Here is a 15960-nt window from a genome sequence, read left to right as displayed (position 1 = left end):
CGCTCATGTGGGGCGGGTCGCAGCGAGCGAGGAAAAGCCTACTCGCCGATTACTCGCGGTCGCCCTCGCCGAGCGCCGACTCGCCGACCTTCTCGGTGCCCTCGACGACCTCCTGCCCGTTCATGTACGGCTGGAGCGCCTCCGGCACGTCCACGGTGCCGTCGTCGTTCTGGTAGTACTCCAGAATCGCGACGAGCACCCGGGGCACCGCCAGCCCCGAGCCGTTCAGCGTGTGGAGGTACTCCGCGCTCTCGTGGCGCTCGGGCCGGTACTGGATGCCCGCGCGGCGCGCCTGGAAGTCCTCGAAGTTCGAGACGCTGGAGACCTCCAGCCAGCGGCCGCCCTCCTCGGGGCCGTCGTCCATGTCGTCGCCGGGCGCCCACACCTCGATGTCGTACTTCTTCGCCTGCGTGAAGCCCAAGTCGCCCGTGCACATCTCCAGAATCCGGTACGGGAGGTCGAGGCGTCGCAGCACTTCCTCGGCCTCGTCGACGAGCCCCTCGAAGCGCTCGTAGGAGTGCTCGGGCTCGACGAAGTTCACCATCTCCACCTTGTTGAACTGGTGGACGCGCACGATGCCGCGGGTCTCGGTGCCGTGCTCGCCGGCCTCCCGGCGGAAGTTCGGCGAGTACGCCTGATGCTTGAGGGGGAGGTCGTCGCTGAGCAGAATCTCGTCGCGGTACATGTTCGTCACCGGGACTTCCGCCGTGGGGAGCAGCCAGAGGTCGTCGTCGTCGTAGTCGGCGTCGTTGACGTCGCCGATGCGGTAGGCGTCCTCGACGAACTTCGGGAACTGGCCGGTCCCCTCCATCGACTTCGAGTTCACGGGAATCGGCGGGAAGACGTCCTCGTAGCCCTGATCGCGGTGGACGTCGAGCATGAACTGCACGAGCGCGTGTTCGAGGCGGGCGCCCGCGCCCTTCGCGAAGTAGAAGCCGCCGCCCGAGACCTTCGCGCCGCGCTCGAAGTCCAGGATGTCCAGTTGTTCACCGAGGTCGTAGTGGGGCGTCACCTCGTCGGGGAGGTCGCGGAGGTTGTCGAAACCCTCGCGGCGGCGCTCGACGTTCTCGGACTCGTCGGCGCCCACGGGCACCTCCTCGTGGGGGACCATCGGGAGCGTCAGCAGTTTCCGCTCCAGTTCGGCCTCCAGTTCGTCCGCGCGCGCCTCGATTTCTTCGAGCTCGTCCTTGAGCTCCTGCGAGCGCTCGATGGCCTCCTGCGCCTCCTCGTCTTTCCCCTCCTGCTTGAGCTCGCCGATTTTCGAGGAGACCTCGTTGCGCTCGTGGCGGAGCTCGTCGCCGCGTGCCTTGAGGTCGCGCCACTCCTCGTCGACTTCCAGAATCCGGTCGAGGTCCGCGTCCACGCCCTTCTTCTCCAGGGCGGCCCGCACCTCGTCGGGGTGTTCGCGGACGTACTGTCTGCTCAGCATTTGCCGGAGTTTGCGGGGGCGCCGGCAAGAACGTATCGCATCCCCGTGAACAGGTCACGAACCCGGAGCCGGGCGCGCGTGGAAATATCGGCCACGGGCAGAATATACACCACCCCCGAACCGCGTACGCGGGAACGCATGGACGTCCTGTTTACCGTCGCGGTCGCCGCCGCGGCGTTCGTCGGGTTCAACGTCGGCGGGTCGTCGACGGGCGTCGCGTGGGGGCCGTCGGTCGGCGCGGGAGTCACGGAGAAGACGACCGCGGCGGCGCTGATGACCGTCTTCGTCCTGCTTGGCGGCTGGACGGTCGGCCGGAACGTCGTGGCGACGCTGGGCAGCGGCGTCGTCGCGCCGAGCGCGTTCACCGTCGAGGCGAGCATCGTCGTGCTCGCGTTCATCGGTGTCGGGATGGTGGTCGCGAACGCCTACGGCGTCCCCATCTCCACGTCGATGACGGCCGTCGGCGCCATCGCGGGCCTCGGGCTCGCGACCGACACGCTCGACTGGGCGGTACTCGGGGAAATCGTCGTCTGGTGGCTTGTCGCGCCCGTCGCCGGCTTCTGGTGTGGCGCGGTCGTCGGTCGCTACCTCTACGTCCGCCTCCAGCGGGCCGCCGCCATCGAGCAGTCCGACGGCCCGCTGCTCGTCCTCGACCGGTCCGCTCTCGTCCCGACGCCCGCGCTCGGCCCCGGGACGACGCCCCGGGAGTTCGTCAGCACCGCGCTCGTCGTCGTCGTGGCGTGCTACATGTCGTTCTCGGCGGGCGCGAGCAACGTCGCGAACGCGGTCGCGCCGCTGGTCGGCGGCGGCCTCCTCGCGCCCGGGCCGGCGGTCGCGCTCGCGGCGGCGGCCATCGGCGTCGGTGCGTTCACCATCGCACGCCGCACGATGGCCTCCGTGGGGAGCGAACTCACGGACCTCCCGCTGCTGGCGGCGATGGTCGTGACGGTCGTCGCGGCGACGATTACGACCGCCGCGTCGTGGCTCGGCATCCCCATCAGTCTCGCGCTCTCGACGGTGATGACCATCGTCGGCCTCGGCTGGGGGCGGGCGTCGCGGACGGCGACGGCCTCCGAGCTGGCGCGCGGCGACGTCCACGCCGAAGTGACCGTGGCCGCGGCCAGCGTGGAGGTCGAGCCGGTCGCCGAAATCGGCGGCGAGCGCAGCGGCGACCTCGACGAGGCCGCGCTGTTCGACCCGTCGACGGTCGCGCGGTTCGTCTCCTTCTGGATTCTCGGACCGAGCGTCGCCAGCGTGCTGTCGTACCTGGCGTTCTCGGTGCTGCCGGTGGCTGGGGCGCCGTGAGCGCGGCTCGCGCACGCGAAATCTTTTGCGTGCGGCCGCCCCACTCCCGGTATGGCACCCGGCGACGTCTTCGACGTCGAACAGTGTAGCGACATCTCGTACGTCGATACCGGCATGTACGACACCGGCGAGTACGGCTCCGTCTACGTCGTCGACGCCGACCGCCCGGCAATCGTCGACACCGGCATCGGCACGAACTACGAGCGCGTGCTCGCCGCGCTCGACGACTGCGGCATCGCGCCCGCGGACCTCGAAGCGATTCTGGTGACGCACGTCCACCTCGACCACGCGGGCGGCGCGGGCTTCATCGCCGAGGAGTGCCCGAACGCGGACGTCTACGTCCACGAAATCGGCGCGCCCCACCTCGCGGACCCCTCGCGGCTCGTGGAGGGCACGAAGGAGGCGGTCGGCGACCAGTGGCAGTACTACGTCGAGCCCGAGCCCGTCCCCGAGGAGCGCATCGTCGAACTGGAAGACGGGGACACCGTGGACCTCGGGTCGCGGGAGCTGACCGCCCACCACGCGCCCGGACACGCCCCCCATCAGGTCGTCTTCGAGGACCACGCCGACGACGCCGTCTTCACCGCGGACGCCGCCGGCATCTGGATTCCCTCGCAGGACCGCGTGCGGGAGACGAGCCCGCCGCCGAACTTCGACCTCGAACAGTGCGTCACCGACGCCGAGCTGATTCGCCGCCTCGACCCCGACGTCCTGCTGTACGCGCACTTCGGGCCGGGGCCGGACGACACCGACGCGGTCCTCCGCCAGTACGAGCAAGTGCTACGGGAGTGGGTCGAGACCGTCGAACGCGAGGTCGTCGAGCGCGGCAGCGAGGAGGCGGCCATCGACCATCTCGCGGGCACGAACGAGGTCTGGCAGGTCTGGGGCGACCACAAGGCCCGCGCGGAAACTACAATGAACGTTCATGGAGTTCTCCACTACCTTAAGACCCGGGAGGCCCACTAGGGGGTATGGACTTCCGCGAGGCGGAACGCGACTACGAGGACGAGGTCACCGGGCAGACCACCCTCGCTCGCACGTTCGAGGACGCGGCAAAGCGACACGCAGACCGCCCCGCGCAGGGGTACAAGGGCGGCGTCCACGACCGCACGCTCACGCCGGACGTACTGCCGCCGGCGCCCGACGGCGACTTCGAGAACGTCACGTACGGCGAGATGCGCGACGTCGTCCGCAACCTCGCCGCCGGGTTCCGCGACCTCGGCGTCGAATCCGGGAAGCGCGTCGGCATCTTCGCGCACACCCGCATGGAGTGGGCGCAGTGCGACTTCGGGATTCTCGCGGCCGGCGGCGCCGTCACCACCGTCTACTCCAGCTCCAGCTCGCGGCAAGTGAAACACCTCCTCGGCGACAGCGGCGCGGTCGGCGTCGTCGTCGAGGGCGAGACCGAACTCGAACGCGTCCGCGAGGTCGAGGACGACCTCGACGTGGAGTTCGTCGTCACGATGGACCACGTCGCCGACGACGACGCCATCCCGCTCTCGGAAGTGTACGAGCGCGGGAAGGAGGTCTTCGACCGCGACGCCTACGAGTCGTGGATCGACGACACCGACTACGACGACCTCGCGAGCCTCATCTACACCTCGGGCACCACCGGCCAGCCGAAGGGCGTCGCGCTCACTCACGAGAACTTCCGGGAGAACGTCAACCAGTGCCGCAAGCGGTTCGGCCCGCGACCCGACAAGGCCGACTACCCCGCCATCACCGCCGAGACCCGCGTCGTCTCGTTCCTCCCGCTGGCGCACGTCCTCGAACGCCTCGCCGGCCACTTCCTGCTGTTCGCGTCGGGCGCCCACGTCTGCTACGCGGAGTCCCCGGACACGCTCCGCGAGGACTTCGCGCTGTGCGAGCCCACGTCGGGGACCAGCGTTCCGCGCGTCTACGAGAAGATTTTCGCGGCGGTCCGCGAGGAAGCCGCCCAGTCCCCCACCAAGGAGCGCATCTTCGAGTGGGCGACCGGCGTCGGCCGCGAGTTCTACGAGGCCGACGACCCCGGGCTGGCGCTGCGCGCGAAACACGCCGTCGCGGACAAGCTCGTCTTCGAGCAGGTGCGGGACGCCCTCGGCGGGAACATCGACTTCTTCATCTCCGGCGGCGGCTCGCTGTCGCCGGAGCTGTGCGCGCTCTACCACGGCATGGGCCTCCCGATTCTGGAGGGGTACGGCCTCACCGAGACCAGCCCCGTCCTCTCGGTGAACCCGCCGGAGGCGCCGAAAACCGGCACCATCGGCCCGGCGGTCGTGGACACCGAGCTTCGCGTCGACGAGACCGTCGCCAGCCCCGAGCAGCGCGACGCCAGCGACGGCGACGTCGGTGAACTGCTCGCGCGCGGCCCGCAGGTCTTCGACGGCTACTGGGGGCTCGACGACGCCACCGAGCAGGCGTTCACCGAAATAGATGGAGCGGAGTGGTTCCGCACGGGCGACGTGGTGGAGATTCGGGACGACGGCTACGTCCGGTTCCTCGAACGCGCGAAACAGATTCTCACGCTCTCCACGGGGAAGAACGTCGCGCCCGGCCCCATCGAGGACGCGTTCGCCGCGACCCCGGTGGTCGAGCAGGCGATGGTCGTCGGGGACAACCGGAAGTTCGTCTCCGCGGTCATCGTCCCCGACTTCGACGCGCTCCGCAAGTGGGCCGACGGCAAAGGCATCGACCTCCCCGACGACAAGGCCGCCATCTGCCGGGACGACCGCGTCGAAGCCCGCATCCAGCAGGCCGTCGACGCCGTCAACGAGAACTTCGAGGACTACGAGCAGATCAAGCGCTTCCGCCTCGTCCCCACGGAGTTCACCGAGGACAACGACCTGCTCACGCCGACGATGAAGAAGAAGCGCCGCAACATCCTCGACGCGTTCGCAGACGAGATCGGCGACATCTACGCGGAGTGACCGCCGCGAGCGCCGGTTCCGCCGCAGTCGCGGGGGCGGCTGCCGGCATCCGGGCGCTTTAAGGGTAGCGGCGCCGAATCACGGGACGATGCCGGTACTGGAGGGGCTGCCGTGAGCTCCGAACTCATTCCACTGGTCGCCACGATTATCGCCCTCGGAGTGGCGTCGCAGGTCATCGCGGACCGCCTCCAAGTGCCGAGCGTGCTGTTCCTCGTCATCGCGGGGATTCTCGTCGGCCCGGAGGTGCTGGGCGTCGTCACCCTGGAGACGTTCGGCGGCGCGGAGACGCTGTCCAGCATCGTCGGGCTCTCCGTCGCTATCATCGTCTTCGAGGGCGCGTTCCACCTGAAGCTCCCGAAGCTCCGGGAAGCCCCGGGGGCGGTGTTGCGACTCACGACGGTCGGCGCCGCAATCTCGCTGGTGGGGACCGCGCTGTCGGTGCGCTACCTGCTCGGCGCGAACTGGGACATGGCGTTCCTCGTCGGCAGCCTGCTGGTCGCCACCGGCCCGACGGTCATCACGCCAATCTTGGACATCGTGCCCGTCCGCAACCGCGTCGCCGCCGCGCTCGAAACCGAGGGCGTCGTCAACGACGTCACCGCAGCCATCCTCGCCATCGTCGTCTTCGAGGTCGTGAACAACCCCGGGCTCACCCGGATGCAGATCATCGAGGAGTTCACCGTCCGACTGGGCATCGGCGTCCTGTTCGGGCTCGTCGTCGCGGGCGTCGTCTGGTACCTGCTCCGCCACGTCGACCTCTCGCGCGGGAACGCCCCGCAGAACGCCCGCCTCATCGTGCTCGCTGGCGCGCTCGTCGCGTACGGCGCCGCCGACTTCCTCCGCGGCGAAGCGGGCATCGCCGCGGTCGCGACCGCCGGGATGGTGCTCGGGAACGCCAACCTCCCCTACGAGGAGGAGATAGAGGCGTTCAAGGGCGACGTGACGCTGGTCGTCCTCTCGTTCGTCTTCATCGGGCTGGCCGCCCTGCTGTCGTTCGACAACCTCATCCAGCTCGGCGTCGCCGGGCTCGGCGTCGTCGCGCTCGTCGCGCTCGTCATCCGGCCGCTGGGTGTCTTCCTCTCCACGCGCGGGGAGCGGTACACGCTCTCTGAGCGGACGTTCATGAGCGTCGTCGGGCCGCGCGGCATCATCCCCGCGTCGGTCGCGACGCTGTTCGCCGTCCAGCTCCAGAGCAGCGGCATGGAGGAGGCGGCCAGCCTCCTCGTCGGGGTCGTCTTCCTCGTCATCCTGCTGACGGTCGTCGTCGAGGGCGGGTTCGCAAGACACATCGCGCAAGCACTCGAGGTAATCCCAATGCGAGTCATCATCGTGGGCGGCGGCACCGTCGGTCGGGCGCTCGGCGAGCGCCTCGAAGACCGCGGTGAGAACGTCGTCCTCATCGAGAACGACGTAGAGATGGTCGAACGAACGCGCAACGAAGGGTTCACCGTCCACCACGGGGACGGCACGGACACCGACGAGCTGCGCGCCGCGGGCGCGGAGAACGCCCGCATCGTCGTCGCCGCGACCGGTGACGACGACGCCAACCTGCTGGTCTCCCAGCTCGCGGACTCGAAGTTCGACGTCGAGACCATCATCGCCCGGGCGAACAACCCGGACAACGTCGACGCCTTCGAGGACCTCGGCGTCCGCACGGTCTCCTCGTCGCTGGCGACCGCGTGGGGCATCGACAACATCATCGAACGCCCCGCGCTCGCCAACTGGATGACCGAAATCGGTCGCTCCGGGGACGTCCAGGAGGTCGAAGTCACCTCAGAGGACCTCGTCGGGAAGACCATCGAGGAACTGGACACCGAGCTACCGAACGGCTGCATCATCGCGCTCGTCGGCCGCGACGGAGACAATCAGGTGCCGTCGGGTGACTTCACGCTCCAGCGGGGCGACCACCTCACGTTCCTCGGCCGGAAGGAGGCGGTCCGCGAGGCGCTGGACTGGTGTCACCCCCACGACTGACGTCTCCTACTCTTCGTGGACGCGCCACGTGAACAGGCTCTCGAAGACGTAGTTCACGAGCATCGCCACGCCGATGGCGCCGCCCTTCACGACGACCAGCCAGAGGTCCACGCCCGCGACCGAGAACTCGACGGCGACGTTGTAGAACACCGCGACGAACAGCACGTACTGCAGCGTCGACCCGCCCGCGCGGACGACGTGCGAGCGGACGAGCCGCCGGCCGACCGAGCGCAGGCCGCTGTCGCCGTGCTCGGCGAACGTCCAGCGCTCGTTGACCACGAACATCACGAGAATCGCGGTCTCGATGCTGACGGCGTTCGCGACGGCCGCCGGCACGCCGAACAGTTCGGTCAGCACGACGAGCGTCGTCAGGTCGAAGACGGCGCCGACAGCGCCGACGGAGACGAACTGCCCGAACCGCACCGTGGAGACGAGCGCCGCGAGCCGGTCCGGGAGCGCGTCGCGCACGCGGTCGGCGCGGCTCATCGGTGTCGCTCCACGAGCGCGGCGGGGTCGTCGCGGCGCGCCGCGATGGCTTCGTGTAGCTGGCTGTTCTGCAGGAGCTTCGACCGGTGGCGCGACACGAGCAGCGCGCGGAACAGCGCTACCGACGTCTCCACTGGCGACACGGTCGACCCCGGCTGGTCCTCCCACTCGATGGGGACTTCCCGCACGCGGAGGTCAAGCGCGCCCGCCATCGCGACGAGTTCGACGTCCCACGCGAACCCGGGCTCGTAGAGGTGGTTCCGGACCTGCGCCCAGCCCTCGGCGCTGATCGCCTTCGCGCCGCACTGGTAGTCGTAGAGGTCGACGTCCAGCAGGCGGCCCGCCAGCCACGCGAACGCGTCCCCGAGGAACCGCCGCGCGAGCGTCTGGTGGCTGGCGACGGTCGAGTCGGGGTGGCGCCGCGACCCCACCGCGAGATCCGCGTCCCCGTCGCGGACGGGCGCGACGACGCTCGCCAGCGACGCCGCGGGCGTGGCGCCGTCGGCGTCCGCGAACGCGAGCACGTCCGTCTCCAGTTCCTCGAACCCGGCGGTGATGGCGGCGCCCTTGCCGCGTCGCTCGGTCGCGCGGTTGACGGTCGCTCCCGCGTCCCGAACCGCGGCGACCGTCTCCGCCGAGCCGGCGTCGAGTTCCACGTGCAGGCGCTCGGGTTGGAGGGTATCCCGGAGAGAACCGAGGTACGACACGAGCACCTCGACGTTCGGGTCGTAGGCGGGGACGACGATGCCGACGGAACGCATTACGTCGAGAGAAACGAGGCGACGGTATCAATTTCGTGGTATCGGTGCGGGCGTCGGGCCGGTTCGCGTGCTCCGTGCGCCGACTACTTCCGCTCGAACGTGATGGCCGCGCCCTGTCCGAAGCCGACGCACAGCGTCGCCAGCCCCTTCTCGGCGTCGCGCTTCTGCATCTCGTGAATCAGCGTGACCGGGAGCCGCGCGCCGCTGGCGCCCAGCGGGTGGCCGATGGCGATGGCGCCGCCGTTGACGTTGAACTTCTCGTTGTCGATGCCGAGCTCGTCCCGGGCGTAGATGGTCTGGGACGCGAACGCCTCGTTGAGCTCCACGAGGTCGAACTCCTCGATGTCCTCGCCGGTGCGCTCCAGCAGCCCGCGGGTCGCGGGGACCGGCCCGATGCCCATGACGCGCGGGTCGACGCCCGCGACGTTGTGGTCGCCGACGTACGCGAGCACGTCGAGGTCGTGGTCCTCGGCGAACTTCTCGCTGGTGACGAGCGTGGCGGATGCGCCGTCAGAAATCTGGCTGGCGTTCCCGGGGGTCACCGTGCCGTCGCCCTTGAACACCGTCGGGAGCTGGCCGAGCTTCTCCAGGGAGGTGTCGGGGCGGATGCCCTCGTCCTCCTCGACGACGCCGTCCTCGGTCTCGATGGGGACGATTTCGTCGTCGAAGCGCCCCTTCTCGGTGGCCGCGGCGGCGCGCTGCTGGCTCTGGAGCGCGTACTCGTCCTGCTGTTCGCGGGTGATGTCGTGGCGCTCGGCGACCTCCTCGGCGGTCATCCCCATCTGGAGCTCGGGGACGTTGTAGTGCTCGGCGAGTTCCGGGTGGAGGTGCTCGTAGGAGTCGCCGTCCATCGGCACGCGGGACATGTTCTCGACGCCGCCCGCGATGATGGCGTCGCGCTGGCCGGCGCTGATGGAGTCGGCCGCGCGCATGATGGCCTCCATCGAGGACGCACACCAGCGGTTCACCGACGCCGCCGGCACGTCCTCGCCTAACTCTGAGAGGAGCGCGATGACCCGGGCGACGTTGTTGTCCTGTTCCGTGCGCTGCTGGGCGACCCCCCACTGGAGGTCGTCGATGTCGTCGCTTGTGAGGTCGTGCTCGTCGAGGATGTGGTCGATGAGCGCGACCGAGAGGTCCTCGCTGCGCGTGTCCGCGAACACGCCGTCCTCCTTGCCCTGCGGGGTTCGGTAGGCCGCTGCGATGACCGGAGTGGTGTCGCTTGCCATACCCATATGTGGCGCACGACGGACCATAAACCTCCGACAACGCGTCGCGCGCCGCTGGCCGTTTACTTCCGGGCGGTCTCGCGCCCCGCGAACGTCCGCCTCGCTCCGCGTTCGCGTTTTCGGGGACCGCCGCTACGCGGCGCTCCTTGCTGTTCGCGGGTCACTTCGTTCCCCGCTTACTTCTGGAGAGCCGTCGCTGCGCGACGCCTCTCCCCATCCGGAAAGCGTTTATCCACCCCGTCGCAACCGCGTGGTATGTCTCGGTCCAGTGGCGGCCGTACGTCGCGACGCCGCGTCGCCGCCGCGCTCGTCGCCGTCGCCGCCCTCGCCCTCCTCGCGCGACTCTGGAACCTCGGCTGGCGGGTCGCCCACCAGGACGAAGCCCGGGTCGCCGACTGGATTCTCCACTACATGGAAGTCGGTGCGTGGCAGTACCGTCCCATCATCCACGGGCCGTTCCTCCCGCACGTCAACGGCGTCGTCTTCGACCTGCTCGGGCCGTCGGACTTCACGATGCGGCTGGTCGTCGCGGTCGCCGGCGCCCTGCTCGTGGTGACGCCGTGGCTGCTCCGCGAACGGCTCTCGAAGCCCGCAGTCGTCGCCACGAGCCTGTTCTTCGCCGCCAACCCCGTGTTGCTGTACTACTCGCGGTTCATGCGCAACGACCTGCTGTTGGCGGCGTTCATGTTTACCGCGTTCGGGCTGTTCGTCCGCGCGCTCGACACCGGGGAGGCGCGCTACCTCTACGCCGCCGCCGTCCCGTTCGCGCTCGCGTTCACGACCAAGGAGAACGCGCTCCTCTACCCGGTCTGCTGGCTGGGCGCGCTCGTGCTCGTCCTCGACGGCCGCCTCGTGCTCGCGAAAGCCGACGACGAGGCGACGCGGTGGGCGGTCGCGAAGGCCCACGTCCGTCGCGTCTTGCGCGCCGTGTGGCGGTACAAACCCCACCTCGGCGTCGCGCTCGCCGAGGGCGCGGTCGTCCTCGTGGCGTTCTACGCGCCCAAGCCTGACATCTACGAGGCCTTCAGCGACCCCGCGATGCTGCCGGGCGTGCTCCGCGAGGCGACGCTCGGGTCGTGGAGCGAGTTCATGCGGTTGTGGGGTTCGACGGGGATGCAGGAGCACTCCTACGTCGCGTTCCTGAAACACGACCTCACCGTGCTCGGGGTCGGCGCGACCGCGCTCGTCGTGTTCGCGGTGCTGGGCTTCCTCCACGAGCGGTACGCCACCGAGGAGCCCCGTCCGGTCGTCGAGGTGTGTTTCTACTGGGGGGCGTTCTCGGTGTTCGGCTACCCCGCGGTCGCGGACATCTCCGCGGCGTGGTCGATGATAAACGCCATTGTGCCGCTGGCGGTGCCCGCGGGCGTCGGCGTCGCGCTCGTCTACGAGCGCGGGCGCGCGGCCGCTGCGTCCGGTAACTCCGCTGGCGCTCGCGCCGTCGCGCTCGCGCTGCTCGTCGCCGCCGCCGGCACGGGCGCCGTCGCCGCGCAGACGACGTACGCGAACCCGCAGGGCCCGGACAACGTTCTCGTCCAGTACGCCCAGCCCGCCGGCGAGATGCAGCCAACGCTCCAGGAGATTCAGGACATCTCCGCGAGCAACGACGGCGTGGACGTGCTGTTCTACGGCGACGAGTTCCACAACCCCGACGATCTCACCGAGGAACCCCGGTTGAACATCACGCGCGGCGGCTACACCGGCTGGTTCGAGCGCCTGCCGCTCCCGTGGTACTTCGACCAGTACGACACGAACGCGTCCAGCACGCTCCACAACGAGACGGTGCTTGAACGCCAGCCGCCGGTCGTCGTCGCGCTCGACGACGAGGACGGCCCGCTCGAAGACAGCCTCACCGAGCGCGGCTACACCCGCACCGTCCATCAGGGCTACCAGCACAGCCGCCCCGTCGTGTTCTACGTCCGCGCGAACGCGACGACCTGACGGGAGGGGGGACTGAGCGAACGCGTAGCGTTCGCGAGGGTCGGAAGACGAACGCAGTGAGTCGTCCGGGGCTGAAAGGGGCGGCGCGGTCGCCGAACCCCGGCGACGCAAGCACCGCAGCGAACGGAGTGAGCGAGGAGCGCAGCGAGCCGCGGGAGGCGAGCGCGCCGGGGCTTTCGAGGTGTTTTAGATGATATCAACGCCGACCACTCCAGTACTGTTCTCCTTGCAGGGCGACTGCGACGCGCTTATGCGCCCCGAGGTGGTAGGTCAGTGGTAGTGACTGAGGCGCTCGACGTCGTCGAATTCCTGTTGTCCGCTCGCATCTACGACAAGCACCGGGAGCTCGACGAGAACGACCTGCCGCCCGCGTACCGCACCGCGCTCTGGGGAGACGACGGCGTCCCGCGACCGCCGCAGACCACGGAGACAGCCGTCACCGAGGGGTCCGGCGTGGACGAGCCGTGGGACGCCATCTCCGGGCTGATGTTCACGGACCGCGACACGTTCGCGGGGAGCATGAGCCTCGTGGACGACGAGATGGCCGTCGATTGGTTCGTGGAGAACGCCGACGCCGAGCGCGTCCGCGACAACCCCGTGCTGGCGTACGCCGTCGGCGACGAGTTCGACGTGGACTACGAGGCCGCCCGCGAGGACAACCGCTCCGTGCAGGCCGACCCGCAGTGGATCGACGGCCTGCTCTCGGAGTACTTCGACGAGGACGACGAGGAGATGCTGGACCTCGTGGAGGTGCGCTCGCCCGCGGAAATCGACGTGACGCTGGACGACATCGTGCTCACGGAGGAGCAGGAGAACGAGATTACGAAGGTCGCGAAGGCCATCGAGCACCGCGACTACCTGGCGACCATCGGGCTCAGCGAAATCGGGAAGCTCCTGTTCGTCGGGCCGCCGGGCACCGGGAAGACCTCGACGGCCCGCGGGCTCGCCCACCAGCTCGACCTGCCGTTCGTGGAGGTGAAGCTCTCGATGATTACGAGCCAGTACCTCGGCGAGACGGCGAAGAACGTCGAGAAGGTCTTCGAGGTGGCGAAACGGCTCTCGCCGTGCATCCTCTTCATGGACGAGTTCGACTTCGTCGCCACCACGCGGACGGGCGACGAGCACAACGCCATCAAGCGCGCGGTGAACACGCTCCTGAAGTCCATCGACGAGGTGAGCCTCGTCAACGACGACGTGTTGCTCATCGGTGCGACCAACCACCCCGACGAGCTGGACGCGGCGGCGTGGCGGCGCTTCGACGAGATTCTGTCGTTCCCGCGCCCCGACGAGCAGATGCGCGCGGAAATCCTTGAGATTGTCACTCGGGAGCTCGCGGTCGATGACCTCGACGCCGAGGAGCTCGCCGCCGAGACTGAGGGCCTGACGGGCAGCGACCTCCGGCTCGTGCTCCGCGAGGCCGTCCTCGACGCGCTTATGGAGGACCGCCGGACGCTCACGCAGGACGACCTCGTCGAGGCCGTCTCGGACTTCGAGGACCGCGACCACCTCCGCAACCTCGACACCCTCGAGGAGGCCATCGACGACCCGGACGAACCCGACCACGAGGACACTGCGCACGCCGGCCACGACCACACATGAGGGTCACGCTGCTCGGCACCGGTGACACCACGGGCACGCCGACGCCCGGGTGTGACTGCGAGACGTGCCAGGCAGCCCGCGACCGCGGCGTCGAACGCACGCGGTTCGCCGTCCACGTCGAGGACGAAGTCAGCGGCGACGCGCTCCTCCTCGACTTCAGCCCCGACTTCCGCACGCAGTTCCTTCAGGAGGACGTCCCGTTGCCGGACGCGGGCGTCGTCTCCCACATCCACTTCGACCACCTCGACGGGCTCGGGAACGCCTACCGGCTGTTCGACGAACTCCCGGTGTACGCCGCCGACGAGACCGACCCGAAGACCGGCGAGAGCGTCGCCGAGACGGTCGCCTCGAAGTACGACTACCTCGACAACGTCGAGCCGCGAGCGGTCACGCCACACGAGCCGTTCGAGGCCGCGGGCTTCGACGTGACCCTCGTCCCCGTCGACCACCCGCCGCTGCTCTGTTACGGCGTCGTCGTCAAGCGCGACGGCGCGAAGCTCGCGCTCTCCGGGGACACCAGCTACGACATCCCCGACGAGTCGCTGGCGGCGCTCCGGGACCCGGACCTCCTGCTCGCGGACGGCATCGTGCCTGCGCACCGCGCGGAGGCCCACCCCATCGGCGGCCGCCACGAGGACGACAGTGGCGTGCCGCGGACGTTCGGCACGAAACACATGACACGGGAGGGCGCGCTCGCGCTCGGCGACGACCTGAACGCCGACGAGACGCGCGTCGTCCACGTCTCGCACTTCTACCCCGCCGACGAGGCGTTCGAGGAGCCGCTGGCCGTCGACGGCGAGACGTTCACGCTCTAAGTCGACTCCTCGCCAGCGTCGGCACGCGTCCACGCGACCCCGGACACGAACCCGAACCCCGCGAAGCCGACCGCGAGCACCAGAATCCAGGGCGCTGCGTCTACTGCGACGAGCGCGAGCAGTCCGAACGAGAAGCCGCCGGCGAACCCGCCGGCCACCCAGTCCGGGCCGGTCTCCCGACGACCGCCCCAAATCACGTCCGGGTGGCGGCTCGCGTAGTAGCCGACGCCCGCGTACAGCGCTAAGGTACCGATTGCGGCGGTGAGCGGCGCGCCGGCGACGACGGTGATGCCGGCCGCCGCGAGCCCGACGACGACCGACACCGCTCGGTCTCTCGGCCGCATACTCGCACCGTGGCTGCGCCAGCACTTGAAACGGGAGGCGCGTTCGCAGGCCGAGACCTCAGAACTGGTCGAGCCCGGACTGCCGACGGCGGCCGCCCGCGTCCGCGTTCCACGGCGTGTTCCGCTCCCGTTCGGCGTCGAGGTCCGCGTCGGGCGCGTCGGCCGGCTCGTAGCCCGGGCAGTCGGCGCCGCACTCGCTGGCGGGGTCCACGAGCCGGTCCTTGTACGCGCAGAACGGGAGCGCGGCGGCGTCGCCCTCCTCGCCGCGAGCGATGCGCGCGCAGTCCGGGAGGTCGTACGTCCGCCAGCCCTTGCCGTACGCGCGCTCGGCGACGCGGCGGCGCTGGCGGGCCTTCTCGGCGGCCGCCACCGGGCGCACGTTCGTCTTTCCGGGTTCCGAGTCGAGCACCTCCAGACCGGATCCTGCGGAGTCCAGCGGCTCGGGCTCCCGTACCACGTCGATTGGCTCGTTGGAATCGAAGTCCACGCGCCAGACGCCAATCTCGTCCGGGAAGCGGTTGAGGTGGGCGCGGGTGACGTGGGATTCGGTCGCGAGGACGGCGTAGTCGAGGTCGGCGAGGCTGGCGTCGTGGCGCAGCTGGGCTTCGAGGTCGCCCGGCCGCCCGAGGTCGGGCTTGTTCTCGACGCCGACGAGGCCGCCCACCCAGTCCGGGTAGCGGGCGTGCTGGCGGACGACCGTCTGGCCGCCGCGGCGGTCGAGGTCGAGGAAACCGGTGTCGGCGCCGCGCTCGGCCAGCGTCCGGGCGCGCTCGGGCGGCCCGTCGAAGACGCGGGTGACGCGCTCGTACTCGCCGACCGGCACGTCAGCGTCGAGCACGGCGGGTGGAATCGTCTCGCTGGTGAGGTCGGTTCGGGCGTCGAACTCCGGGCCTTCGAGTACGCAGACGGCGTCCACGATGCGGCCGCCCGCGGCGTGGACGCTCATGCCGAGTTGCCGCGCGACGATTCCCGCGTCGCCGACGCTCGGGACGCCGCTGGCTTCGAGGTGGGCGCACAGCCGGAGTTCGAACGCGAACTCTCGCACGCCTCTCCGTTCGTCGTTGACGGGGTTAAACGCCCGGTTCGGCCGGCGTGTGCGCGACCGGTCGGCGCGCCGGTGGATGCCGTTCTGGGGCTCGCTGCCCCGGCGCCTCTGTAACAGTAGGTTTAT

The 15960-nt window shown here is 69.7% G+C and carries 13 protein-coding genes; 7 read left to right on the top strand and 6 right to left on the bottom strand.

The features are described from left to right. Positions 1-49 precede the first annotated feature (49 nt). Positions 50-1429 (bottom strand): serine--tRNA ligase, encoded by a 1380-nt coding sequence (serS, locus tag HHUB_RS11320; RefSeq protein ID WP_059057714.1) that lies wholly within the window; start codon positions 1427-1429, stop codon positions 50-52. Positions 1430-1567: 138 nt separating this feature from the next. Here serS and HHUB_RS11315 point away from each other — a divergent pair, with 138 nt between their 5' ends. The 4 genes from HHUB_RS11315 (at position 1568) to HHUB_RS11300 (ending at position 7617) form a co-directional block, all read left to right on the top strand. Then, positions 1568-2734, top strand: coding sequence for an inorganic phosphate transporter (locus tag HHUB_RS11315; RefSeq protein ID WP_059057713.1), 1167 nt, complete (start codon positions 1568-1570; stop codon positions 2732-2734). A 51-nt stretch (positions 2735-2785) separates the two neighbouring features. Beyond that, entirely contained in the window at positions 2786-3700 is a 915-nt protein-coding gene (locus HHUB_RS11310; RefSeq protein WP_059057712.1) for an MBL fold metallo-hydrolase, read from the top strand. A 5-nt stretch (positions 3701-3705) separates the two neighbouring features. Then, complete coding sequence (locus tag HHUB_RS11305; protein ID WP_059057711.1) at positions 3706-5643, top strand: AMP-dependent synthetase/ligase; 1938 nt, start codon at positions 3706-3708, stop codon at positions 5641-5643. Positions 5644-5754: 111 nt separating this feature from the next. Next, a complete protein-coding gene (locus HHUB_RS11300) occupies positions 5755-7617 on the top strand; it encodes a cation:proton antiporter domain-containing protein (RefSeq protein WP_059057710.1) in 1863 nt (620 codons plus the stop codon). Positions 7618-7623: 6 nt separating this feature from the next. Here HHUB_RS11300 and HHUB_RS11295 read toward each other — a convergent pair whose 3' ends face one another. The 3 genes from HHUB_RS11295 to HHUB_RS11285 all read right to left on the bottom strand — a co-directional run bounded on the left by HHUB_RS11295 (position 7624) and on the right by HHUB_RS11285 (position 10093). Continuing rightward, positions 7624-8103 (bottom strand): GtrA family protein, encoded by a 480-nt coding sequence (locus HHUB_RS11295; RefSeq protein ID WP_059057709.1) that lies wholly within the window; start codon positions 8101-8103, stop codon positions 7624-7626. Further along, positions 8100-8864 carry a glycosyltransferase gene (locus HHUB_RS11290; protein WP_059057708.1) on the bottom strand — a complete coding sequence of 255 codons (765 nt, stop codon included), beginning with the start codon at positions 8862-8864 and terminating at the stop codon, positions 8100-8102. Before HHUB_RS11290 ends, HHUB_RS11295 begins: the two co-directional genes overlap by 4 nt. A gap of 83 nt (positions 8865-8947) precedes the next feature. Continuing rightward, on the bottom strand, positions 8948-10093 hold the full coding sequence (locus HHUB_RS11285; protein ID WP_059057707.1) for a thiolase family protein: 1146 nt from the start codon (positions 10091-10093) through the stop codon (positions 8948-8950). A 255-nt stretch (positions 10094-10348) separates the two neighbouring features. Here HHUB_RS11285 and HHUB_RS11280 point away from each other — a divergent pair, with 255 nt between their 5' ends. From HHUB_RS11280 to HHUB_RS11270, 3 genes are all read left to right on the top strand, one after another. Next, positions 10349-12031, top strand: coding sequence for a flippase activity-associated protein Agl23 (locus HHUB_RS11280; RefSeq protein WP_059057706.1), 1683 nt, complete (start codon positions 10349-10351; stop codon positions 12029-12031). A 279-nt stretch (positions 12032-12310) separates the two neighbouring features. Beyond that, on the top strand, positions 12311-13630 hold the full coding sequence (locus HHUB_RS11275) for an ATP-binding protein (protein ID WP_059057705.1): 1320 nt from the start codon (positions 12311-12313) through the stop codon (positions 13628-13630). Continuing rightward, positions 13627-14445 (top strand): MBL fold metallo-hydrolase, encoded by an 819-nt coding sequence (locus HHUB_RS11270; RefSeq protein ID WP_059057704.1) that lies wholly within the window; start codon positions 13627-13629, stop codon positions 14443-14445. The genes HHUB_RS11275 and HHUB_RS11270 overlap by 4 nt, the downstream gene beginning before the upstream one ends. Here the strand turns inward: HHUB_RS11270 and HHUB_RS11265 are convergent. Together HHUB_RS11265 and HHUB_RS11260 are read right to left on the bottom strand one after the other, a co-directional pair. Beyond that, positions 14442-14789, bottom strand: coding sequence for a hypothetical protein (locus HHUB_RS11265; protein ID WP_059057703.1), 348 nt, complete (start codon positions 14787-14789; stop codon positions 14442-14444). The two genes, HHUB_RS11270 and HHUB_RS11265, sit on opposite strands and share 4 nt — an antisense overlap. A 58-nt stretch (positions 14790-14847) precedes the next feature. Beyond that, entirely contained in the window at positions 14848-15834 is a 987-nt protein-coding gene (locus HHUB_RS11260; RefSeq protein ID WP_059057702.1) for a DUF5787 family protein, read from the bottom strand. Positions 15835-15960: the final 126 nt, after the last annotated feature.

The organism is Halobacterium hubeiense (genome assembly GCF_001488575.1).
Classification (GTDB): domain Archaea; phylum Halobacteriota; class Halobacteria; order Halobacteriales; family Halobacteriaceae; genus Halobacterium; species Halobacterium hubeiense.
The sequence above is the reverse complement of the archived record's forward strand: the minus strand, read 5'-3'. Positions and strand labels throughout refer to the sequence as shown.

Coding starts and splice junctions, on each gene's coding strand:
- HHUB_RS11285 (WP_059057707.1), bottom strand. CDS start 10,093: ATGGCAAGCGACACCACTCCGGTCATCGCAGCGGCCTACCGAACCCCG.
- HHUB_RS11280 (WP_059057706.1), top strand. CDS start 10,349: ATGTCTCGGTCCAGTGGCGGCCGTACGTCGCGACGCCGCGTCGCCGCC.
- serS (WP_059057714.1), bottom strand. CDS start 1,429: ATGCTGAGCAGACAGTACGTCCGCGAACACCCCGACGAGGTGCGGGCC.
- HHUB_RS11305 (WP_059057711.1), top strand. CDS start 3,706: ATGGACTTCCGCGAGGCGGAACGCGACTACGAGGACGAGGTCACCGGG.
- HHUB_RS11270 (WP_059057704.1), top strand. CDS start 13,627: ATGAGGGTCACGCTGCTCGGCACCGGTGACACCACGGGCACGCCGACG.
- HHUB_RS11265 (WP_059057703.1), bottom strand. CDS start 14,789: ATGCGGCCGAGAGACCGAGCGGTGTCGGTCGTCGTCGGGCTCGCGGCG.
- HHUB_RS11290 (WP_059057708.1), bottom strand. CDS start 8,864: ATGCGTTCCGTCGGCATCGTCGTCCCCGCCTACGACCCGAACGTCGAG.
- HHUB_RS11295 (WP_059057709.1), bottom strand. CDS start 8,103: ATGAGCCGCGCCGACCGCGTGCGCGACGCGCTCCCGGACCGGCTCGCG.
- HHUB_RS11310 (WP_059057712.1), top strand. CDS start 2,786: ATGGCACCCGGCGACGTCTTCGACGTCGAACAGTGTAGCGACATCTCG.
- HHUB_RS11315 (WP_059057713.1), top strand. CDS start 1,568: ATGGACGTCCTGTTTACCGTCGCGGTCGCCGCCGCGGCGTTCGTCGGG.